Below are 21047 nucleotides of genomic sequence, written 5' to 3'. Positions count from 1 at the left end.
CGGGATGGTGCCGAGGCTAGATTCTTCAGCCTCCCCACCGCCCGCCCCCTCCAGGGACCGGGCGGTTTTCTTTTCTCATAGGGGCGTAGCTCAACTGGTTGAGCACCGGTCTCCAAAACCGACGGCTGCAGGTTCGAATCCTGTCGCCCCTGCGTTGTGCTTTGACAACTCCACAGTGGATGGCATTCGCTTCGGGAGCGACCGGCTTGGTGACCGGACCTGGTTTGGGACCAGGAAGCGCGGGGTTCGATTCCCCGGCTCCCGACTCTGCGTTTTTTGGGAGCTCGGCTAACGGCAGGCCACGAGGTTTTGGTCCTCGCTGTGGGGGTTCGAATCCTCCGCTCCCAGCTTTTGTACGACATGCCCGGACAGCCCAACGGAAGAGGCGTCGCGCCGGGTACGCAAGCCCTGTCGGTCCAGTCAGGAGTGGACGCCGCCCTGTCAAGGCGGAGATTCACGGGTTCAAATCCCGTACAGGGCGCGCAGTTCTCTGGGCTGAGCACTGGTGTGCAGCGTCGATTTGCAATCCTCGCCTGCTCGGTTCGATCCCGAGTCGGTCCACGCGTTCCAGGCCCGTGTAGCTCAACGGAAGAGCATCTGCCCTACAAGCAGACTGTTGGGGGTTCGAATCCCTCCGCGGGTACGCAAGCAGTTCCACATTTCCATGGCGTTCGTGGTGTACCGGCTGTGCACTCCAGGTCGTGGCCCTGGTGGTTCGGGTTCGACTCCCGACGATCGCCCTTCCGAATGCCGTCCACTGTGGACCCACCGTGGGTACGGACGCTGGCTGTCCGGCCGCCCCTCATAAGGGCGGTGTGCCCGGATCGACACCGGGACCCACGACCCCGCACGCCGGCATCCTTGCCGTGAACCGAGGTCTGCCCTTCATGGTGATCGAGTTGATCCCGGCAGGCGCGGGCGGCCCGATGATTCGATGAAGACGAGGCAGGCGTGGCCGTTGACGGTCCGGCCGGGCGCACCGTCAACGGACTCCCGGCCGGCAACGTCCGCACCATCACTCCGGTCGCAGCCTGCCCACTCCACAGCGACGGACGCCCAGCTCCAATCCGGGCAACGCCGATCTTTCAAAGGAGGCGGGACGCCGTCAGGCGGCGGTGCCTGTGGTGTCGGGGGCGCTCAGGATCTCCAGGAGGCCCAGCAGGCTGAGCACGCGGCGGACGCCGGGGCTGGGGTGGACGATGTACAGGTCGCTGTGGTTGCCGCGGGCGTGGGCGCGGGCGGCGACCAGCTTGCCGATGCCGGTCGAGTCGATGAAGGACACGAGGCTCAGGTCGACCTCGACGGCGGTGGCGTGGACGTCGTCGATGGCGCGGTGGAGGATGGTGCGCAGCTGGGCGACGTTCTCCATGGTGACCTCGCCCGCAACCCTGACGCGGAGCGCCTGGTTTGGCATCGGGTCGACCGTGATGTGCAACTCCGGGAATACCGCGAAACGATCGACCTCGTTCATCTGGCTCACCTTCTCACAATCAGAGCCGCTCTCACGATACGGGATGCGCGCCGCTCCCGCATCCATCGAAAGATCGAATCCGGCGAGAAAGCCTCGGTCAGGCGACGCCGGTGGGGCGGAACTGGACGCTGACGCGGGGGCCGACGGGGCGGGCGGTCTTGGGGATCGCGTGCTCCCAGGTGCGCTGGCAGGAGCCGCCCATGACGATCAGGTCGCCGTGGCCGAGCGGGAAGCGGATGCTGTCGCCGCCGCCGCGGGGGCGCAGCAGGAGGGTGCGGGGCGAGCCGAAGGAGACGATCGCGACCATCGTGTCGAAGCGGGCGCCGCGGCCGATGGTGTCGCCGTGCCAGGCGACGCTGTCGCGGCCGTCGCGGTAGAGGCACATGCCGGCGGTGACGAAGGGCTCGCCGAGCTCCTCGACATAGTGCCGCGTCAGGTCGCGGCGGGCCTCGGTGAGCAGTGGGTGCGGCAGCTCGTCGCGCTCGCCATACCACCGCAGGAGGCGCGGGACGTCGACGACGCCGTCATACATCTTGCGCCGCTCGGCGCGCCAGTCCACCTCGTGCAGCAGCGTCGAAAGGACCGCGTCGGAGCCGAGGACCCAGCCCGGAAGGTGGTCGACCCAGGCGCCGCGGCTGAGCTCGTGGCGCACCATGCCGCCGGTGAGTGGCCCCACCGCGGGCATGACCGTGTCCAGCATCGAAGGCTGGTACGCGACGTCCATCATGCGATCAATGCTACACCCGCATTCGTACAGACGTACGAGCAACACGCGAACCCCGCGAGCCCGTATCGTATGGGTCACCATGAGTAGCCGGAAGATCGATCGCAGCTACGAACCCGACGCCGACGCCGTCCGGGTGATGGGGTATGCGCGGGCCCGGGCGGTGCTGCGCAGCACGGACACGGTCCAGGCGGGCCTCGGCGTGGAGACGGTCGAGAAGCTGCCGCCGAGCATCCGCCGCCCGGTGCTGTACCGCGACGGCGAGGAGCACCGGGAGCACCGCAGGCAGACCGCGCGGTACTTCACCCCGCGGCGGGTCGACGAGCACTACCGCGACCTCATGGAGCGGGCGGCGGACCAGCAGATCGAGACGCTCCGGCAGCAGGGGACGGCCGACCTCGCCAAGCTGAGCTTCCGCATGGCGATCGAGGTCGTGTGCGCGGTGATCGGCCTGACGGAGAGCCGTCCCGGCCTGGACCGGCGGCTCGACCGGTTCTTCCCGGAGAAGTTCGGCAAGCCCGGGTTCACCAGCCTCAACGGCATCTACTGGGTGTTCAAGCAGAACATCCAGTTCCTCGGCATCTACCTCGCCGACGTGCGGCCGGCGGTCAAGGTCAGGCGCCGGCAGCGCAGGGACGACCTGATCTCGCACCTGATCGACGAGGGCTGCCGCGACGGCGAGATCCTCGGCGAGTGCCTGACTTTCGCCGCGGCCGGCATGGTCACCACCCGCGAGTTCGTCAACGTCGTCGCCTGGCATCTGTTCACCGACGACGTCCTTCGCGACCGGTACACCGGCGGCGACGACACCACGAGGGTGGCGCTGCTGCACGAGCTGCTGCGGCTGGAGCCCGTCGTGGGCAACCTCAAGCGGCGCACGACCGGCCCCGTGGGGGACATCCCGGACGGCAGGCTGGTCGACATCGACGTCAGCACCGCGAACCTGGAACGCGTGGACGAGGGTCCGGGGCTGTCCTTCGGCGACGGCCCGCACAAGTGCCCGGGCGCCTATGTGGCCGTCCAGGAGGCCGACATCTTCCTCAGCAAGCTCTTCGCGCAGCCGCGGCTCACCATGCTCAAACCGCCGCGGGTCACGAAGAAGCCGGACATCTCGAGCTACGAGCTCAGGGACTTCATGATCACCGTGCGACCGCAAGGGTAGGCGCGGGCGCCAGCGACACGGCCGTCGGATCCTCGATCATCCGCTCGACGATCACCCCGGCCCCGCCGCGGGCGGCCGCCGTGAAGCCCAGGTGCGACGCGACGAAGTGGCAGCGCGCCGCCGTGCTGGCGACCGCCATCCGGGCCAGGTTCGCCTGCGCGGACGGGATCAGGTGGTCGGCGAGCTCCGCGAAGTAGCCGCCGAGCACGATCACCCGCGGGTTGAAGAGGTTGACCAGGATCGCGCCGCCGTGCCCGAGCCAGTGCCCGACCTCCGCGACCGCCGCGGCCACCGCCTTGTCCCCGCGCGCGAGCCGCCGCAGCACCTCGGCGACCCGCTCCTCGGGGTCCGGGATGGGCCCCTGCTCCAGGCCGTAGGCGACGTCCGGGGTGGCGCGGCGGACCAGCTCGGCGAGGCCGACCTTGGTCTCCCAGCAGCCGGTGCGACCGCAGCCGCACTTCGACCCGCCCGGCTCGACCGGCAGGTGGCCGACCTCGCCGGAGAAGCCGTCGGCGCCGCGCAGCAGCCGGCCGTTGACGATGACACCCCCGCCGACGCCCACCTCTCCGGTGAGGTAGACGAGGTCGTCGGTGCCGGCGGCGACCCCCCACGTGTATTCGGCCTGCGCGGCCAGGTTGGCGTCGTTGTCGACCATGATCCAGAGGTCCGGGTCGAGGCCGTGCGCGAGGCGGGTGGCGACCGGGACGTCGCGCCAGCCGAGGTTGGGGGCGAGCACGACCACGCCGCGGCCCACGTCGACGAGGCCGGGCACGGCGACGGTGAGCCCGACCGGGGTCACGCCGCGGCGGACCAGCTCCGCCAGGGTCCGCTGGGCGGCCTGGGTCAGGTCGTCGAGGCAGCGCTCCACGTCGCGGCCCTTGGCGTCGAAGCTGACCCGCTTCTCGATGACGGTGCGCCCGGTGAGGTCACTGCCGTGCACCGCGAGGTAGTCGACGTTGATCTCGATGCCGACGGCGCCGACGTCGGGGGAGAGGGCGATGCCGCGGCCGGGGCGCCCGGCGCTGCCGGAGTGCTCGGTGCCGATCTCGCGCACGAGCCGCCGGCTCAGCAGCTCGTCGACGAGGCTCGACACGGTCGCCTTGTGCAAGCCGGTTGCGGCGGCGATCGCGGCCCGGGACCGCGGTCCGTTGATGCGGATGTGCCGCAGGGTCCGGCTCAGATTGGCGCGGCGCAGGGCGAGTTGGTCCGTGGGCTCGTCGACGGAACCGGCGCCGGCCCGCTCCTTGCTAGCCATCGAACGACCCCCATCCAAACACCATCGACGCAGCTCATTCGTCGGTCAGTCCGACGAATCAACCACGAAACATCCCGGCAACACCAGACCTGCGGGCAACGAATCCAGAACGTTTCGAAACTCCGTTCAGGCCGTGTGTCGAGGTGCCCACGATCCAACGCGGGAACCCCACGGGATGCCACAGAACCGCGCGCTTGCCGATTCCAGTGACACCCGTTGACTTATCGGTAGCATGTCTGCAACATTTGGGCCAACCCGATGCAAGATTCCAACAAGACGCCGTCAGAGTCGCGCCGTGACCCGTCCGCCAACAGGTCCACCGCGCATCCCCCGTCTCCGGAGGCACCGCTGTGCCCGTTCGCGCCCCACCACACACCCGGTCCGAAGACCGGGTCAGCCGCCGTTGACTGAAGACCGCACCGCCACTGCACGAGGGATCCACAACGTCCCTCGCGGAGCCGCCAACTCCCCGCACCGCACCACACCCCTGAACGAAGGATCGCGATGAGTAAGAGGCACGTGACGCGAAGGGTGCTCTCGGCGTTCGCCGTGGCAGCCCTGGTCGCGGTTACGGCTCACACGCTGCCGGCGCAGGCCGCCGGTGGAACCAACCTCGCCAGCGGCCGACCCGCCACGTCGAGCAGCACGAACGGCGCCAACGGCATCGGCAACATCAACGACGGCAACCAGGCCTCCTACTGGGAGAGCGCCAACAACGCCTTCCCGCAGTGGGCGCAGATCGACCTGGGCAGCGCGAAGAACATCGACCAGATCAAGCTGAAGCTGCCCAACGACACCGCCTGGGCGACGCGGACGCAGACGCTGTCGGTGACCGGCAGCCAGGACGGCACCTCGTTCAGCACGATCGTCGGCTCCGTCGGGTACAGCTTCAACCCCGCGCAGCAGAACACCGTCACCATCGACTTCACGGCCTCGAACGCGCGCTACGTGCGGCTGAACCTCACCGCCAACACCGGCTGGCCGGCCGCGCAGATCTCCGAGTTCGAGATCTACGGTGTCGCGTCGTCGAGCACCAACCTCGCCGCCGGCAAGACGTTCTCCTCCAGCAGCACCAACGGCCAGTACACGGCCGCCAACGCCGGCGACGGCAACCAGGCGTCCTACTGGGAGAGCACCGGCGCGCTGCCGCAGTGGGTGCAGGTCGACCTCGGCTCGGCCGTGCCGGTCAGCTCCGTCGTGCTCAAGCTGCCCACCAACTGGGGCACCCGCACCCAGACGCTGACCCTGCAGGGCAGCACCACCGGCAGCACGTTCACCAACATCCTCGGCTCCGCGGCATACGAGTTCAACCAGGGCACCGGCAACACGGTGACCATCCCGTTCACCCAGCTGACCACCCGCTACATCCGGGTGAGCATCTCGGCGAACACGGGCTGGACCGCCGCGCAGCTGTCCGAGCTCGAGGTGTACGGGCCGTCCACCGGTGACACGCAGGCGCCGACCGCGCCGTCGAACCTCGCGTTCACCCAGCCGGCCAGCGGCCAGATCAAGCTGACCTGGTCCGCCTCCACCGACAACAGCGGCTCGATCGCGGGCTACGACGTCTACGCCAACGGCGCGCTGCGCACCAGCGTCGCGGGCACCGTCCTGACCTACACCGACACGCAGCCCGACACCGCCACCGTGCAGTACTTCGTGAAGGCGCGGGACGCGGCCGGCAACCAGTCGGCGCAGAGCAACACGGTCACCCGTACCGGCACCGTCGTCGACACGCAGGCGCCGACCGCACCGACGAACCTCGCGTACACCCAGCCGGCCAGCGGCCAGATCAAGCTGACCTGGGGCGCGTCGACGGACAACAGCGGCTCGATCGCCCGCTACGACATCTACGCCAACGGCTCCTACCGGGCGAACGTGGCCGGCACGGTCCTCACGTACACCGACAACCAGCCCGACACGGCGACGGTGTCCTACCAGGTGAAGGCGGTCGACGGCGCCGGCAACAACTCCGCCGCCAGCAACACCGTCACCCGCACCGGCACCGGCAACCCGCCGCCCGGCACCAACCTGGCCCTCGGCAAGCCGATCACCGCCAACGGCTCGGTCTTCACGTTCGTGCCGGCCAACGCCAACGACAACAGCGTCACCACCTACTGGGAGGGTGCGGGCGGCTTCCCGGCCACCCTGACCTCGACGCTGGGCGCCAACGCCGACATCAGCAAGCTCACGCTGAAGCTCGACCCCAGCACCGCGTGGGGCGCCCGGACCCAGAACATCGAGGTCCTCGGCCGTGAGCAGAGCGCGTCCGGGCTCACCAGCCTGGTGCCGGCCCGCGACTACCGCTTCGACCCGGCCACCGGCAACAGCGTCGACATCACGCTGACCGCCCGCGTCGCCGACGTCCAGCTGAAGATCAACTCGAACACCGGCGCCCCGTCGGGCCAGATCGCGGAGTTCCAGGTCTACGGCGTCGCGGCGCCGAACCCGGACCTGGTCGTCACCGCCATCTCCAGCTCGCCGGCGAACCCGATCGAGACCGACGCGGTCAGCCTCACGGCCACGGTGAAGAACCAGGGCACGGCCGGCTCCGCGGCGACGAACGTCAAGTTCTACTTCGGCACCACGCTCGTCGGCACGGCCAACGTCGGCGCCCTCGCCGCCGGTGCCAGCACCAACGTGACGGCCAGCATCGGCGCCCGCGACGCGGGCTCCTACACGCCGATCGCGAAGGTCGACGAGAGCAACACGGTCGTCGAGCAGGACGACACGAACAACACGTTCACCGGGTCGGCGTTCACCGTCGCGCCGGTGCAGACGTCCGACCTGCTCGCGTCGCCGTCGGGCTGGTCGCCGAGCAACCCGTCGGCCGGCAACACCGTCACGTTCACCGTCGCCATCAAGAACCAGGGCACCCAGGCCTCCGCCGGCGGCGCCCACGGCATCACGGTGACCATCAAGGACGCCACCAGCGGCGCGACCGTCAAGACGCTGACCGGCTCCTACACCGGCGTCATCAACGCCGGCGCCACCACCGCCCCGGTCAACCTGGGCACGTGGACCGCGGCGAACGGCAAGTACACGGTGACCACGGTGATCGCCGCGGACACCAACGAGCTGTCGGTCAAGCAGGCCAACAACACCTCCACCACCTCGTTCTTCGTCGGCCGCGGCGCGAACATGCCGTACGACATGTACGAGGCCGAGGACGGCACCGTCGGCGGCGGCGCGACCGTCGTCGGCCCGAACCGCACCGTCGGCGACATCGCCGGCGAGGCCTCGGGCCGCCGCGCGGTCAACCTGAACAGCACCGGCAACTACGTCCAGTGGACCACCAAGGCGCAGACCAACACCCTGGTCGTGCGGTTCTCGATCCCGGACAACACCAACACCACGCTCAACATCTACGTCAACGGCACGTACCTGAAGAACATCGCCCTGACGTCGAAGTACGCCTGGCTGTACGGCAACGAGACGGCGCCGCAGAACTCCGGCACCGGCCCGCGCCACATCTACGACGAGGCGAACGTCCTGCTCGGCACCACGGTCGCGGCCGGTGCCACGATCAAGCTGCAGAAGGACGCCGCCAACTCGGGCCCGATCGCGGTCGACTTCATCAACCTCGAGCAGGCCACGGTCATCCCGAACCCGGACCCGACGAAGTACATCGTCCCGGCCGGCTTCACCCACCAGGACGTGGACAACGCCCTGAGCCAGGCCCGGCAGAGCACCACCGCGCTCGGTGTCTACCTGCCGCCCGGCGACTACCAGACGGCCAGCAAGTTCCAGGTCTACGGCAAGGCGATCAAGGTCATCGGCGCCGGCCCGTGGTTCACCCGGTTCTACGCACCGTCCACGCAGGACAACACCGACGTGGGCTTCCGGGCCGACTCGACCGCCAACGGTTCGACGTTCTCCGGCTTCGCGTACTTCGGTAACTACATCATCCGCAACGACGGTCCCGGCAAGGTCTTCGACTGGTCCAACGTGGCCAACATGACGATCGACAACATCTGGACCGAGCACATGGTCTGCATGTACTGGGGTGCCAACACGGACTTCGTGACGATCAAGAACTCGCGGATCCGGGACACCTTCGCCGACGGCATCAACATGACCAACGGCAGCACGAACAACCTGGTGACCAACAACGACGCCCGCTCGACCGGTGACGACGCCTTCGCGCTGTTCTCGGCGATCGACGCGGGTGGCTCGGACGAGAAGGACAACGTCTACGAGAACCTGTCCACGACCCTGACCTGGCGCGCCGCCGGGCTCGCGGTCTACGGCGGGTACGCGAACACGTTCCGGAACATCTACATCGCGGACACCCTGGTCTACAGCGGCATCACCATCAGCTCGCTCGACTTCGGCTACCCGATGAACGGCTTCGGTGCGAGCCCGCCCACCCAGTTCTCGAACATCTCCATCGTTCGCGCCGGCGGCCACTTCTGGGGCAGCCAGGTCTTCGGAGCCATCTGGGTGTTCTCCGCATCCAAGGTGTTCCAGGGCATCCGGGTCAACGACGTGGACATCATCGACCCGACCTACTCCGGCATCATGTTCCAGACGAACTACGTCGGCAGCTCCCCGCAGAACCCGATCACGGACACCATCTTCACGAACGTGTCGATCTCCGGCGCCCAGCGCTCCGGTGACGCGTTCGACGCGAAGTCCGGCTACGCGATCTGGGCGAACGAGCTGCCGGAGGCCGGCCAGGGTCCCGCCCGGGGCGCGGTCACGTTCAACAACCTGACGCTGACGAACAACTACATCAACGTCAGGAACCTGAACCCGACCCTGCTCGTCATCACCATCAACTAGTCACACCGTCCACTGTGGGGGCCGTCGGTTCATCCGGCGGCCCCCTTCAGTCTGCGGACACCTTCCCGCAGCTGGTCCGGCGGCGCCGCGGCGAACGTCAGCCGCAGATAGGCGCCGTCGGGCTCGGCCGCGAACCACGGCCGCCCGGGGAACACCACCACCTGCCGGGCCGCCGCCTCGTTGGTGACCGCCACGTCGTCCATGCCCTGCGGGAGCCGTGCCCAGACGTGCAGGCCACCGGCCGGCACGAGGGGCGTCCGCAGCGTCGGTACGTGCACCGCGAGGGCCTCCGTCAGCGCTTCGCGCCTCGCCCGCAGCTCCGTGCGCAGCGCCTTCAGGTGCCGCGGCCACGCCGGCGACGTCACCAGGTCCAGGGCCGCCTGCTGCAGCGGGCCGGCGACGAAGAAGTCGTCGAGGACCCGCGCCGCCCGCAGCCGCGCGCCGGCCGCCCCGCGGGCACCGATCGCCGCCACCCGCAGCCCGGGCGCCGCGGACTTCGTCAGCGACCGCAGGTACACCACGTGCCCGTGCGGGTCGTCGGCGACGAGCGGGCGCGGCGGGTCGCCGTCGATCGCGAGGTCCCGGGCGTAGTCGTCCTCCAGCAGGAACGCGCCGGCCCGGCGGACCGCCGCCATCACGTCCGGGCGACGGGCCGCCGCGAGGGTGGCGCCGTGCGGGTTCGCGTACAGCGGCTGGCAGTAGAAGAGCCGCGCGCCCGTGCGCCGGAAGGCGGCCTCGAGCAGGTCGGGGCGCACGCCCTCGGCGTCGGCCGGCACCGGCACGACCCGCAGCCCGGCGGCCCGCGCGGCGGCGAGCGCACCGAGATACGTCGGCGCCTCCACCAGGATCGGGTCGCCGGGCGCGCACAGCGCACGGAACGCGGTCGACAGCGCCGACTGCCCGCCGGGGCAGATGTTCATGTCGTCGGCCCGCAGCTCGCCGCCGGCCGTCCGGGCGAACCAGGCCCGCAGGTCCTCCCGGCCCTCGACCGGCCCGCGCTGCCACGCCGCCGGCTGCCGGGCCGCCCGGGCGAGGGCCGCGCCGAGCGCCGCCACCGGTTGCAGGTCCGCGTCGAGATAGCCGCTGGACAGCGGGATCATGCCGGGGCGCGGCACGGCCAGCAGCGCCTGCATCGCGTCCTCGCCGGGCGGCCGGGCGCCGAGCGCGATCGACTGCCAGCCGAGGTCCTGCTCCTGCGCGGCGCGCGGGCGGCGCGCGACGAACGTGCCGCGGCCCGGCTGCGCGTCCAGGACGCCCTCGGCGGTCAGCGCACGGATCGCCCGGGTCACGGTCACCGGCGACGCCTGGTGGCGGGCGCTGAGCTCGCGCACCGTCGGCAGCCGCGACCCCGGGGCCTGCGTGGCCGCCTGCACCCGGAGATCTTGGATAACGCGGACGGCTGCGTTATCGTCATTCATGAGAGACAAGAGTAGCGTTACTCCCGCCGGGACGGTAACGGGCGTGATCCTGGGGCTGCTGGGCGTCCTGTCGTTCAGCATGTCGCTGCCCGCCACCAGGGTCGCCGTCGGCGATCTCGACCCGTGGTTCGTCGCGTTCGGCCGGGCCGTCGGCGCCGGGCTCCTGGCCCTGGCATACCTGGCTGTCACCCGCGCGCCACGCCCCACCGCCGCGCAGTGGCGGCGGCTCGCCGTGGTCGCGCTCGGGGTCGTCGTCGGGTTCCCGCTCTTCACGTCCCTCGCCCTGGTCACCAGCACCGCCTCGCACGGCGCCGTGGTCATCGCCCTCCTGCCCGCGATCACCGCCGGCTTCGCCGTCCTCCGCAGCGGCGAACGTCCCACGCCCGCGTTCTGGGTCGCCGGCGGCGCCGGGCTCGCCGCCGTGCTCGTGTTCCTCGTCGCCAGCGGCGCGGTGCGCGGCTCGGTCGGCCCCGCCGACCTGTTCCTCCTCGCCGCCGTCACCCTGTGCGGGCTCGGCTACGCCGAGGGCGGCGCCCTCGCCCGCGACCTCGGCGGCGCCCGCACGATCTGCTGGGCGCTCGTGCTGTCGCTGCCGTGCACCGTCGCCGTGACCGCGGTCTCCGCCTGGCGGCAGCCGCCGCACGCGTCCGCGGGCGCCTGGGCCGGCTTCGCGTACGTCACCGTGATCTCGATGTTCCTGGGCTTCTTCGCCTGGTACTCGGGGCTCGCCCGGGGCGGGGTGGCGAAGATCGGCCAGCTGCAGCTGTCGCAGCCGGTGCTGACGCTCGCGTGGTCGGCGCTGCTGCTGCACGAGGCCGTGCCGGCCGGCGCGGTCGCCGCCGCGGTGGTGGTCCTGGTGTGCGTCGCCCTTACGCAGCGGCTGCGCGCCGGCGCCCCGAGGCGGGTTGACGACATTGGCCGTTACGCGACTGATCTTCGCTGAGCCGTCCACCAGCATCACCGCGTGAAGAAAGTCTTCCTTATCCTCGGAATCATCGCGGGCTCGCTGCTGCTGCTGTGTTGCGGCGGCGGCGTGGCCCTGTACTTCTTTGCCGACTCCACCACCTACGCCAAGCCCGCCGACGCCTGCGCGACCGTCTCCGCCGCCCAGGGCCTGTCCTCGTTCGGCACCGTCAAGGACCAGAAACCGAAGGAGACCAAGGCGTTCGGCCGCACCTACCCGGGCTGCGTCGTCACGTACGAGGCGGCCGGCACCCTGACCGTCATGATCGACGTGCCGTCGACGGAGTCGGACGTGCGCACCCACTACGACTCGGTGAAGAAGGCCGCCGACGCCAGCGTCGCGGCGGGCGCGACCGTCGCGGACGTGTCCGGCATCGGCACCAAGGCGTTCGCGATGTACACCACCGCCGACAAGGCCCTGCTCTACGAGCTCGACCTGTACGACGGCAACCTCTACCTCAGCCTGAACATCACCGCGCCGGCCGGCACCACGCTCACCCCCGACAAGGTCCGCGCCGACTTCGTCACCGCGGCCAAGTCGATGATGTCGTCCCTGGAAGCCAGCTCATCGGGCGGCGACCTGGACGACTGACGGTTAGGTTTGAAGGCGTGCGTATCGCCTTCGCCGCAGACGACTCCAACGAGACCACCACGGCGGTCGTCCAGCACCTCGCCCAGCAGCACGAGGTGCTGGACGTCGCCGTGCCCGGCGCGCCCTGGCCCGACCTCGGCACCGCCGTCGGCCGCGCCGTCGTCGAGGGCCGCGCCGACCTCGGCGTCGTCATGTGCTGGACCGGCACCGGCACGGCGATCGCCGCCAACAAGGTGCCCGGCGTCCGCGCCGCGCTCGCCTGGGACCCGTGGATCGCCCGGGGCGCCCGGCTCTGGAACGACGCCAACGTCCTCGCGATGAGCCTCAAGCGGCTCGCGCCCGACGTCGCGGTCGAGGTCCTCGCCGCGTTTCTCGCCGTCGAGGACCCCGACCCGGAGGAGTCGGCGAACATCGCGCTCCTCGACTGAGCGGACGCGGCGCTGCTTGACCAAAGCGTGACCTGGCCCACCGCAACCGCTTCGCCGTGCCCGAGGTCTTTGCTCAATGAACGGCGACGCACATCGCCGTTACGCGAGCAGATTCGTAACCCCGTACAGACGACTCGACGACCCACATGGTGGGCGCGGTGCATGCCCGTGCCCGTCCACAGTAGAGGGTCCATCGTGGACGCCTGGCGATGCGTGCTGCCCGTGTGCCGAAACACCCTCCACGACCGCACAGTCGTGGCATCCGGGAAGGTTCAACACACGTGAATATCAGAACAGGTGCGCTGGTGGCCGGAGCGGTCACCGCGTCGCTCGTGCTGTCCGCCTGCGGAGGCGGTCCAAGCAGCGACGATACCAGCAAGGGCGCCGGTCAGAAAGGTGCCGCGGGCTTCAACGCCGCATTGACCGGGGTGGTCAACCCCTCGGACAAGAAGGGCGGCACGCTCAAGGTCACCAACCACGACAGCCCCGACTCGTACGATCCTGTGCGGACGTACTACGCGAACGTCTGGAACTTCATGAAGGGGTTCTTCGTCCGGACCCTGCTGACCAACCAGGCCAAGCCCGGCGAGGACGGCCTCGTGCTCACCCCCGACCTGGCCGCGGAGCTGCCGAAGATCGAGGACGGCGGCAAGAAGTACACCTTCACCCTGCGCGACGGGCTGAAGTTCGAGGACGGCACGCCGATCACGTCGAAGGACGTCAAGTACGGCGTCGAGCGCGTCTTCGCGCAGGACGTCCTGTCCGGCGGCCCGACCTACCTGGTCGACGTGCTCGACCAGGGCCAGAAGTACCCCGGCCCGTACAAGGACACCGACCCCGACAAGCTGGGCCTGAAGTCGGTGCAGACCCCCGACGACAAGACCATCGTGTTCACGCTCAAGGAGCCGCTGAGCGACTTCCCGTACCTGCTCGCGATGCCGGGCGCCGCCCCCGTGCCGAAGGCCAAGGACAACGGCGAGCAGTACGGCAACCGTCCCGTCTCCTCGGGCCCGTACAAGTTCGAGTCGTACGACCAGGGCAAGAAGGCCGTCCTCGTCCGCAACGACCAGTGGGACCCGAAGACCGACTCGGTCCGCAAGGCGCTGCCGGACCGCATCGAGGTCACCTTCGGCATCGCCGTCGAGGAGATCGACAACCAGCTGATCGCCGGTGACATCGACCTCGACCTCGCGCAGACCGGCGTCCAGCAGGGCTCGCAGCCGAAGATCCTGCTCAACCCGGAGGTGAAGAAGAACGCGGACGCGCCGACCACCGGCTTCATCCGCTACTTCGCCATCAACACGAAGGTCCCGCCCTTCGACAACATCCACTGCCGCAAGGCCGTGCAGTACGCCACCGACAAGATCAGCATGCAGACCGCCCGCGGCGGCGCGGACGCCGGCGGTGACATCGCCACCAACATGCTCCCGCCGAACATCGCGGGTCACGACGCGGCGCTGGACCCGTTCAACACCAAGTCGGGCAAGCCGCAGGTCGACAAGGCCAAGGAAGAGCTGGCCGCGTGTGGCAAGCCGAACGGCTTCGACACGGTCATCGCCACCCGTAACGCGGGCAAGGAGCCGAAGACGGCCGAGGCGCTGCAGGCCGCGCTGAAGAACGTCGGCATCAACGCCCGTCTCGACCCGACCGACGCCTCGCTGTACTTCCGCTCCACCATCGGCTCGCCGTCCAACACGCACGCCAAGGGCTACGGCCTCATGATGGCCGGCTGGGGCGCCGACTTCCCGACCGCCTCCGGCTTCCTCGCGGTGCTCGTCGACGGCCGCCTGATCCTGCCCAGCGGCAACAACAACTACCCCGAGCTCAACAACCCCGAGGTCAACAGCCTCATCGACCAGGCCAAGGCCGAGCCCGACGCGAAGAAGGCCGCCCAGATCTGGTCCCAGATCAACAAGATCGTCATGGACGAGGCCGTCCTGGTCCCGTTCACCTACGACAAGGCCCTCAACTACCGCAACCCCCGCCTCACGAACGTCTACATCAGCCAGTACTACGGCCAGGTCGACTTCGGCAGCCTCGGCGTCTCCTGACCGACCCGGCCGGAGCCGGGTGCGGCACTCCAGCCGCACCCGGCTCCGCGACCGGCACTGCGAGCTGCCCAGGTTGACGAGGGACTCCTGGGCATGCGGGACACCCGACGCCTCCTGGCCTTCTTGGGGGCGACCGTGGGTGTCCGGCCCGGATCCGGTGCGCGCCTGATCCGGGATGCACGACCTCCGTGTCCGGGTCGACGAGGGACTTCCCGGTTGAGCGGTGACGTTCGCGGTCGCCTTGCCTCCTTGGGGCGGCCGCGGGTGTCCGGCCCGGTTCCGGTGCGCGCCGGGTCCGGGCCGCAGGTCGTGCTTCCGCGCTCCGGAAGGCGTTGCGCGCCGCGGCGCGGTTCAGTAGGCGACGCTGACCCGGTGGTGGACGTGGGTGGGGTCGGCGGCAGACCTGAGCACGGCGTCGGCGACGTCGGCGCGGGAGATGGTCCGACCGCCGCGGAGGCTGCGGTCCAGTGCGGTCCTGTATGGACGGTGGCCGCCGTCCGTGAGGCGGGGCGGGCTGATCAGGGTCCAGTCGAGGTCGCCGGCGCGCAGGACGCGCTCCGCCTCGGCGAGGTCGGCGAAGTTGTCCCGCAGGACGCGCTGGACGACCGGCTTGGCCACCGCGCGCATGAGGAGGCTGTCGCCGGGGCCGGTGAAGCGGCCGTCGGCGTCGACGGACACGATCCGGCGCACGCCCGTGGCGCGCATCGCGGCGACCGCGGCCCGGGCTCCGTCGGCCTGGACGGTGACGGGGCCGCCCTTGCGGTGGCCGAGCGCGGAGAGCACCGCGTCGCGCCCGGCGACCGCCGCCTCGAGAGCCGGCGCGTCGTCGAGTGATGCCCTGACCACGGTCACGCCCGGCAGGTCGAGCTCGCGGCGGACGACGGCGGTCATCTCGTGCCCCTGGCGCAGCCCCTGCTCGAGAAGCTGTCGCCCGATCCCGCCCGTCGCGCCGAACACGGTCAGCTTCATGGCTGCCCTCCCTGGTAAGTGAGCACTCACTAACCTTTATCATGGTGGGTGAGTGCTCACGAACTTGTCAAGGAGCGGGATTGGCCACGCGAGACGTGATCCTGGACGCGGCGGCGTCGGTGCTGCGGAGCCGGGGGCTGGCCAACGCCACCACCAAGGAGATCGCCCGCGCGGCCGGCTACTCCGAGGCGACGCTCTACAAGCACTTCCGCGACAAGGTCGACCTGATGGTCGCGGTGCTGCACGAGCGCGGGCCGCAGTTCATCCCGATGCTGCTCACGCTGCCCGAGCGGGCCGGCACGGGCACGGTCCGCGACACGCTCACGGAGCTCGCCACCGTCGCGATCGGGTTCTACCGCGACGGCCTGCCGATGTTCACGTCGATATTCTCCGACCCGGCGATCCTCAACGCGCACCGCGACCAGCTCCGCGCCCAGAACCTCGGCCCGCACCGCGCCAACGACGGGCTCGTCGACTACCTGCGCGCCGAGCAGCGGCTCGGCCGGGTCTCCGCGGACGCGGACCTGGAGGCGGTCGCCGGCCTGCTCCTCGGCGCCTGCTTCCAGCTCGCCTTCATCGGCTTCTTCGCCGAGCGCCGCGGCGACCTCGAGTCCGCCGCAGCGTTCGTCGCCCAGCTCCGGCTGTGACGCGGGCGGGGCCCGGTCAGTAGCGCAGGATCAGGGCGATGCGCCCGTCGGTGGCGAGGCTGCCGTCGCCGACGAAGGTGACCTCGCCGGACTGGCGGGCGACGAGCTCGACCACGTCGTCGACGGCGTCGTCCACGAGGGTGCCGGCCGGGCCCTGGCTCGGCTGCTGCTCGGCGGGGTGCAGGTGGTCGCCGTGAATCCAGGCGGGGCTGTGGTAGCTCTCCTCGACGAGCAGGTGCGCGCCGCGGCCCTGGCGGGCCAGCTGCCACACCTCGGGCAGGCCGGCGGCGACGCGGTGCGCGCCGCGGGCGACGTCGAGGTGCTCCAGCGCCGCGATCTGCTCGAAGGCGTGGTAGGCGGCGAGGTGCGAGGCGAGCACCTTGTGCAGCTCGTGCGGGCCGGAGCGGTCGTAGTTGCCGGGGACGGTGCCGGCGATCTGGGCGTGCCACTCCTCGGCGAAGAACGCCAGGTAGCGGTCCACGCCCAGGACGAACACGGGCCGCGTGTCGAGGGCGTCGACCTGGGTGAGGGCGGTGGCGATGTCGCGGAAGAACTGCCGGTGCCGCTCGTCGCGGTGCGCGCTGGGCCGCTGGCCGTAGTCGCGGGGCAGGCCGAGCGCGCCGCCGGGGCCCTCGTGCGTGAACGGGAAGCCGTGCGTCGTCACCTCCACCAGATTGGCGCCGTCGCCGCTCCACAGGCGGGTCGGCTGCTCGGACAGGACCAGCGCCCAGTACCGGTGGCGGCGGGCCGCGTCGGCGACGACGTCGCGGATCTCGTAGGTCTCGGCGACGACGACGCGCTCGTTGACGGGGGTGTCGAGGAGGCGTACGTGCACCTGTCCCGGCGAGGCGAACAGCGCCAGCCCCTCGCCGACCTGCCGCAGGTCGACGTGCGCGGCGGCCTCCGCGATCTCGTCGTACACGGCGGTGGCGACGTCGTGCGGGACCGCCTCGTCGGCCTCCAGGCGGCGGCGGGTCTCCGTGAGGAGGTTGCGCAGCCGGATCGGGTCCTGCTGGTTGGCGGGCGGCGTGCGGTGGGTCGGCATCAGCAGGGACACCGCCGGGTAGCCGCTCGGCGTGAGGGTGGCCAGATCCTTCACCGTCATGCGCCCACCGTCGCCCGCCGCGACCGCGCGCCGACTCGCCCGGCCCAGGTGAAAGCCCCACGCCAGGCGGGACCGCACCAGGTGAAACCGCACGGTGCGGGGCCGCGTCCGGTGAAGGGCCCGGACCGGGCGAGTCCGCACCGGGTGAATCCCGGAAACCTAGGATCGGGGGATGGGCAGGGAGTTCGAGATCGTGCGCGAGGGCGCGCTGCCGGTGGACCAGGTCGCGGTGTTCGACGGGTTCGCCGACGGCACCGCGGGCTGGCTGTGGCCGATGGAGTACGAGCACCGCGAAGGCGGCGCCGCGGCGTTCGGCGGCACGGTGACGGTCTGGGATCCGCCGCACCGGCTCGTGAGCCGCATGGACGGACCCGACGGCTGGTTCAACCAGCTGGAGCACGTCGTGGCGGCGGCGCCCGGCGGCGGGTCGACGTGGCGCTACGTGCACAGCGGCATCTTCGTCGACGACTGGGAGCAGCAGTACGACGGCGCCAGCCAGCACACCGACTTCTACCTGCACACGTTCGGGCAGTTCATGCTCCACTTCCGCGGCCGGCCCGTCACCTACGTCACGGTCGACGCCCCCGCCGACGCCGGTTTCGCCTCGGTGCGGGCGGCGCTCGGCACCGACGCGACCCCGGAGGGCGGCCCGGTCGACCTCAGCCTCCCGCACGTGGGGCGGGTCCAGGGCGTGCTGGACTACCGGCACCGGCACTTCGTCGGCATCCGCACCGGCGACGCGCTGATCCGCTGCTTCGGCCGGTCCGCGTTCGGCGGCGTCGACGCGGTCGCGGTCCACCACTTCGGCGGCGCCGACCCGGCCGCCCTCGAGAAGGCCTGGCGCGACTGGCTCACGGAGATCACCGGAACGTGAAGAGCCGCCCGGTGAGCGGGCCGGGGCGGACCGGGCCGGCGAGCCGGTGCATGCCGACCCGGAAGGGAGCGTCGTCGGGGGCGGTGAAGGACAGCTCCGTGAACCCGTGCTCGGCGAACAGCGACCGCAGCTCCAGGCTCGCGTCGCCGGCCCGGGTCCAGATGACGATGCCGCCGGGGACGAGCAGTGCGGGCAGCGCGGCGACGGTGCGCCGCGCGTCGGCCGCGTCGACGTTGCCGAAGACGCCGCAGGTCAGCAGGATGTGCGCGGGCTGGACGCCGGCGTAGGTCCGGGCGTCACCCGCGTCGGCCATGCGGACGTCCACATCGGACAGCAGCAGGTCGTCGGCGGTCTCGCGGGCCCGGGCGGCGAGCGTGGGGTCGAGCTCCACCAGCAGCGCGCTGACCTTGCGGTCGTGCTCGGCGATGACGGGCAGGACGTCGCGGCCGTCGCCGGCGCAGATGCTGACGATCCGCAGGGTCCCGTCCACGCTCTCGCCCGGTCCGGCCCGATGGGCTTCGCCGCTTCGGCCCGGACCGGACGCTGGCGCGGCGCTCAGCGCCCGGCGCAGGTCCCGCCGGACCACCTCGAGGCGGCGGCCCAGCGACGATCCGGGCGTCGTGTAGAACTCATGCCACTCGACCCAGTCTCTGCTCACCGGGCCATTGAACTACAGACCGCGGTAGGTCCGCAGGGAGGCCAGCCGGCCGGCGTCCGTGCGGAAGACCCACGCGAGCGGGGTGTCGCCGACCCGGCCGGTGGCCGTGACGGTGGCGCCGTCGCTGAGGACCGTGTCGAGCTCGACGTCGATGGCGCGGACCGCGGCGGCGACGTCGGCGGGGGTGCGCACCGACGGGTGGCCGTGGTCGGTCCAGTCCGGCGCCAGCAGTGAGTCCACTGTGGACGCGTCGCCGGTGCGCCACATCTCGAAGTACCGCCGCACCAGGTCCGCCGGGTCGCCGGGATCGTCGAGGCGGGCCACCGCCGGCGCCGGCAGGTCCAGGTCGAAGCCGGCGAGGTTGTCCGCGAGCTGGGCGACGGTGCGCGGGCCGACGATGACCGACGTGACGCCGCGCTGGCGCCTCGCCCAGGCCACGGCGACGGCGACCGGGGTGGTGCCGAGCCCGGTGGCCACGGCGGCGGCGAGGCCGGCCTGCCAGTCGTACCGTGGCCGCAGCATCGCCTCGGCCCAGCCGCGCGCCGCCGCGGTGCCCATGTCCCGCAGCCGTGCGACCCGCGAGCCGTCCTCGACGGTCCCGCCCCGGTAGCGGCCGGTGAGGACGCCGCCGCCGAGCGGCGACCACACGAGGGCCCCGACGCCGAGCCCGGCGGCGGCCGGCAGGAGCTCCGCGAGGGCGTCGCGGGCGATCAGCGACAGCTCCGGCTGCACGCTGACGAACGGCGTCACGCGCAGCGCCCGGGCGGTCCAGTGCGCCTCGGTGAGCTGCGCGGCGGTGACGTTCGAGCAGCCGAGGTACCGCACCTTCCCGGCCCGCACGAAGCCGTCCAACGTGGACAGCGTCTCCTCGACCGGCGTGCCGGCGTCCCACTGGTGGCACTGGTAGAGGTCGACGTGGTCGGTGCCGAGGCGGCGCAGGCTCGCCTCCAGGGCGCGGGTCAGGTGCCGTCGGGACAGCCCGCGGTCGTTCGGGCCCGGACCTTGTGGCATGCCGGCCTTGGTGGCGAGCACGACCTCGTCGCGGCGGCCGCGGATCGCCCGGCCGACGATCCGCTCGGACTCGCCGCCCGCGTAGGCGTCGGCGGTGTCGATCAGGTTGTGCCCGGCGTCGAGGAACGCGCCGACGATCCGGGCGGCCTCCGGCTCGTCACAGCCCCGGACGCCGCCGCCGGTGCCGAAGTTCATCGTGCCGAGCGCGGCCGCGGACACCCGCAGCCCGGAGGCGCCCAACGTTGCGTGACCCATGCCGGACCCCCGTATGATCGCAGATTCGGAACGCGCGTTCCGAAAGATACGGAACAACAGTTCCGTTTGTCAACGACGGGTGGTGTACGTGCGAGCCGACGCCGAGCGCAACCGGGTGCGGGTCCTGGAGGCGGCCGAGGAGGTCCTGGCCAGGGACGGCCTCGCCGTGTCGATGCGGGCCGTCGCCGAGCGGGCCGGGGTCGGCCTCGGCACGATCTACCGGCACTTCCCGACCCGCGAGGCCCTGCTGCAGGCCATCGTCGTGGAGCGGGTGCGCCGCCTCGCCGAGTCCGCCGGCCCGCTGCTCGTCGCCGCCGACCCGGTCGAGGCGTTCTTCGCGTTCCTCACCCGCGTCGTCGACGTGTCCGCCCGCAAGAAGGCCCTGGCGGACGCGGTCTCCGGCGCCGGCCTCGACCCGAAGGAGGGGCTCGGCGGCATCGGCGGCGACATGCGCGCCGCGATCGAGGCGCTGCTGCTGCGGGCGCAGACGGCCGGTGGCGTACGGGCGGACCTGCGGATGCCCGAGCTGCTCGCCCTGCTGAGCGCGGCCTGCCTCGGCGCCGAGCGCAACCAGTGGGACGACGCCCTGCGGGACCGGACCCTCGACCTGATCTTCGACGGGCTGCGCGCGCGATAGTCGGGACGGCCATGTATTGACGTCGATTGAATCGTGGGGCTTGAA

17 protein-coding genes and 5 tRNA genes are annotated in these 21047 nt (G+C 71.0%); 14 read left to right on the top strand and 8 right to left on the bottom strand.

Annotation, left to right across the window (positions count from 1 at the left end; all coding sequences use genetic code 11):
* Positions 1-79 precede the first annotated feature (79 nt).
* The 5 genes from ABD332_RS14855 (at position 80) to ABD332_RS14835 (ending at position 643) form a co-directional block, all read left to right on the top strand.
* Positions 80-152, top strand: a tRNA-Trp gene (locus ABD332_RS14855).
* A 40-nt stretch (positions 153-192) separates the two neighbouring features.
* Positions 193-265 (top strand) — tRNA-Pro (locus tag ABD332_RS14850).
* 12 nt (positions 266-277) lie between these two features.
* Positions 278-348, top strand: a tRNA-Gln gene (locus tag ABD332_RS14845).
* Between the two features lie 57 nt (positions 349-405).
* Positions 406-481: transfer RNA gene (locus ABD332_RS14840), tRNA-Asp, on the top strand.
* A 90-nt stretch (positions 482-571) separates the two neighbouring features.
* Positions 572-643 (top strand) — tRNA-Val (locus ABD332_RS14835).
* 462 nt (positions 644-1105) lie between these two features.
* Here ABD332_RS14835 and ABD332_RS14830 read toward each other — a convergent pair.
* Both ABD332_RS14830 and ABD332_RS14825 read right to left on the bottom strand, forming a co-directional pair.
* The gene (locus ABD332_RS14830; RefSeq protein WP_344502455.1) at positions 1106-1471 is read right to left on the bottom strand and encodes an STAS domain-containing protein; all 366 of its coding nucleotides are present in this window, start codon (positions 1469-1471) and stop codon (positions 1106-1108) included.
* Positions 1472-1568: 97 nt separating this feature from the next.
* Positions 1569-2195, bottom strand: a complete 627-nt coding sequence (locus tag ABD332_RS14825) for an alpha-ketoglutarate-dependent dioxygenase AlkB (RefSeq protein WP_344502800.1) — start codon at positions 2193-2195, stop codon at positions 1569-1571.
* A gap of 82 nt (positions 2196-2277) precedes the next feature.
* Here ABD332_RS14825 and ABD332_RS14820 point away from each other — a divergent pair, with 82 nt between their 5' ends.
* On the top strand, positions 2278-3357 hold the full coding sequence (locus ABD332_RS14820) for a cytochrome P450 (protein ID WP_344502454.1): 1080 nt from the start codon (positions 2278-2280) through the stop codon (positions 3355-3357).
* Here ABD332_RS14820 and ABD332_RS14815 read toward each other — a convergent pair.
* Positions 3335-4612 carry an ROK family protein gene (locus ABD332_RS14815; protein ID WP_344502453.1) on the bottom strand — a complete coding sequence of 426 codons (1278 nt, stop codon included), beginning with the start codon at positions 4610-4612 and terminating at the stop codon, positions 3335-3337. The genes ABD332_RS14820 and ABD332_RS14815 overlap by 23 nt on opposite strands.
* A gap of 504 nt (positions 4613-5116) precedes the next feature.
* On the opposite strand from ABD332_RS14815, the gene ABD332_RS14810 reads away from it, so the two are divergent.
* Positions 5117-9394: a galactose-binding domain-containing protein gene (locus ABD332_RS14810; RefSeq protein ID WP_344502452.1), complete on the top strand. Its 4278-nt coding sequence runs from the start codon at positions 5117-5119 to the stop codon at positions 9392-9394.
* Positions 9395-9423: 29 nt separating this feature from the next.
* Here ABD332_RS14810 and ABD332_RS14805 read toward each other — a convergent pair whose 3' ends face one another.
* Positions 9424-10812 (bottom strand): aminotransferase-like domain-containing protein, encoded by a 1389-nt coding sequence (locus ABD332_RS14805; protein WP_425552199.1) that lies wholly within the window; start codon positions 10810-10812, stop codon positions 9424-9426.
* Between the two features lie 43 nt (positions 10813-10855).
* Between ABD332_RS14805 and ABD332_RS14800 the strand changes: the two genes are divergently transcribed.
* The 4 genes from ABD332_RS14800 (at position 10856) to ABD332_RS14785 (ending at position 14846) form a co-directional block, all read left to right on the top strand.
* Entirely contained in the window at positions 10856-11755 is a 900-nt protein-coding gene (locus tag ABD332_RS14800) for a DMT family transporter (protein ID WP_344502450.1), read from the top strand.
* Between the two features lie 21 nt (positions 11756-11776).
* Positions 11777-12367 (top strand): hypothetical protein, encoded by a 591-nt coding sequence (locus ABD332_RS14795; protein ID WP_344502449.1) that lies wholly within the window; start codon positions 11777-11779, stop codon positions 12365-12367.
* Positions 12368-12384: 17 nt separating this feature from the next.
* Entirely contained in the window at positions 12385-12795 is a 411-nt protein-coding gene (locus ABD332_RS14790) for an RpiB/LacA/LacB family sugar-phosphate isomerase (protein WP_344502448.1), read from the top strand.
* Between the two features lie 281 nt (positions 12796-13076).
* Positions 13077-14846: an ABC transporter substrate-binding protein gene (locus tag ABD332_RS14785; RefSeq protein WP_344502447.1), complete on the top strand. Its 1770-nt coding sequence runs from the start codon at positions 13077-13079 to the stop codon at positions 14844-14846.
* A 351-nt stretch (positions 14847-15197) separates the two neighbouring features.
* Here the strand turns inward: ABD332_RS14785 and ABD332_RS14780 are convergent, their stop codons facing one another.
* A complete protein-coding gene (locus ABD332_RS14780) occupies positions 15198-15815 on the bottom strand; it encodes an NAD(P)-dependent oxidoreductase (RefSeq protein WP_344502446.1) in 618 nt (205 codons plus the stop codon).
* An 80-nt stretch (positions 15816-15895) separates the two neighbouring features.
* Between ABD332_RS14780 and ABD332_RS14775 the strand changes: the two genes are divergently transcribed.
* Positions 15896-16462, top strand: coding sequence for a TetR/AcrR family transcriptional regulator (locus tag ABD332_RS14775; protein WP_344502445.1), 567 nt, complete (start codon positions 15896-15898; stop codon positions 16460-16462).
* A gap of 16 nt (positions 16463-16478) precedes the next feature.
* On the opposite strand, the gene ABD332_RS14770 is transcribed toward ABD332_RS14775, so the two are convergent.
* Positions 16479-17567, bottom strand: a complete 1089-nt coding sequence (locus tag ABD332_RS14770) for a baeRF3 domain-containing protein (RefSeq protein ID WP_344502444.1) — start codon at positions 17565-17567, stop codon at positions 16479-16481.
* Positions 17568-17739: 172 nt separating this feature from the next.
* Between ABD332_RS14770 and ABD332_RS14765 the strand changes: the two genes are divergently transcribed.
* The gene (locus ABD332_RS14765) at positions 17740-18441 is read left to right on the top strand and encodes an SRPBCC family protein (RefSeq protein ID WP_344502443.1); all 702 of its coding nucleotides are present in this window, start codon (positions 17740-17742) and stop codon (positions 18439-18441) included.
* On the opposite strand, the gene ABD332_RS14760 is transcribed toward ABD332_RS14765, so the two are convergent.
* Both ABD332_RS14760 and ABD332_RS14755 read right to left on the bottom strand, forming a co-directional pair.
* The gene (locus tag ABD332_RS14760; RefSeq protein ID WP_344502442.1) at positions 18428-19099 is read right to left on the bottom strand and encodes a class I SAM-dependent methyltransferase family protein; all 672 of its coding nucleotides are present in this window, start codon (positions 19097-19099) and stop codon (positions 18428-18430) included. The genes ABD332_RS14765 and ABD332_RS14760 overlap by 14 nt on opposite strands.
* Positions 19100-19111: 12 nt before the next feature.
* The gene (locus ABD332_RS14755) at positions 19112-20365 is read right to left on the bottom strand and encodes an aldo/keto reductase (protein WP_344502441.1); all 1254 of its coding nucleotides are present in this window, start codon (positions 20363-20365) and stop codon (positions 19112-19114) included.
* 82 nt (positions 20366-20447) lie between these two features.
* Between ABD332_RS14755 and ABD332_RS14750 the strand changes: the two genes are divergently transcribed.
* Positions 20448-21002 carry a TetR/AcrR family transcriptional regulator gene (locus ABD332_RS14750; RefSeq protein WP_344502440.1) on the top strand — a complete coding sequence of 185 codons (555 nt, stop codon included), beginning with the start codon at positions 20448-20450 and terminating at the stop codon, positions 21000-21002.
* Positions 21003-21047 lie beyond the last annotated feature (45 nt).

It is taken from the genome of Dactylosporangium maewongense, assembly GCF_039531485.1.
GTDB classification, from domain to species: Bacteria; Actinomycetota; Actinomycetes; order Mycobacteriales; family Micromonosporaceae; genus Dactylosporangium; species Dactylosporangium maewongense.
Note: the sequence above shows the minus strand (reverse complement) of the source record. Positions and strands in the feature narration are given on the sequence as shown.

Bases quoted from the DNA above. Each gene is read 5' to 3' on its own strand.
- ABD332_RS14820 (WP_344502454.1), top strand. From the start codon at position 2,278: ATGAGTAGCCGGAAGATCGATCGCAGCTACGAACCCGACGCCGACGCC.
- ABD332_RS14810 (WP_344502452.1), top strand. From the start codon at position 5,117: ATGAGTAAGAGGCACGTGACGCGAAGGGTGCTCTCGGCGTTCGCCGTG.
- ABD332_RS14780 (WP_344502446.1), bottom strand. From the start codon at position 15,815: ATGAAGCTGACCGTGTTCGGCGCGACGGGCGGGATCGGGCGACAGCTT.
- ABD332_RS14765 (WP_344502443.1), top strand. From the start codon at position 17,740: ATGGGCAGGGAGTTCGAGATCGTGCGCGAGGGCGCGCTGCCGGTGGAC.
- ABD332_RS14755 (WP_344502441.1), bottom strand. From the start codon at position 20,365: ATGGGTCACGCAACGTTGGGCGCCTCCGGGCTGCGGGTGTCCGCGGCC.
- ABD332_RS14825 (WP_344502800.1), bottom strand. From the start codon at position 2,195: ATGGACGTCGCGTACCAGCCTTCGATGCTGGACACGGTCATGCCCGCG.
- ABD332_RS14770 (WP_344502444.1), bottom strand. From the start codon at position 17,567: ATGACGGTGAAGGATCTGGCCACCCTCACGCCGAGCGGCTACCCGGCG.
- ABD332_RS14805 (WP_425552199.1), bottom strand. From the start codon at position 10,812: ATGAATGACGATAACGCAGCCGTCCGCGTTATCCAAGATCTCCGGGTG.
- ABD332_RS14815 (WP_344502453.1), bottom strand. From the start codon at position 4,612: ATGGCTAGCAAGGAGCGGGCCGGCGCCGGTTCCGTCGACGAGCCCACG.
- ABD332_RS14830 (WP_344502455.1), bottom strand. From the start codon at position 1,471: ATGAACGAGGTCGATCGTTTCGCGGTATTCCCGGAGTTGCACATCACG.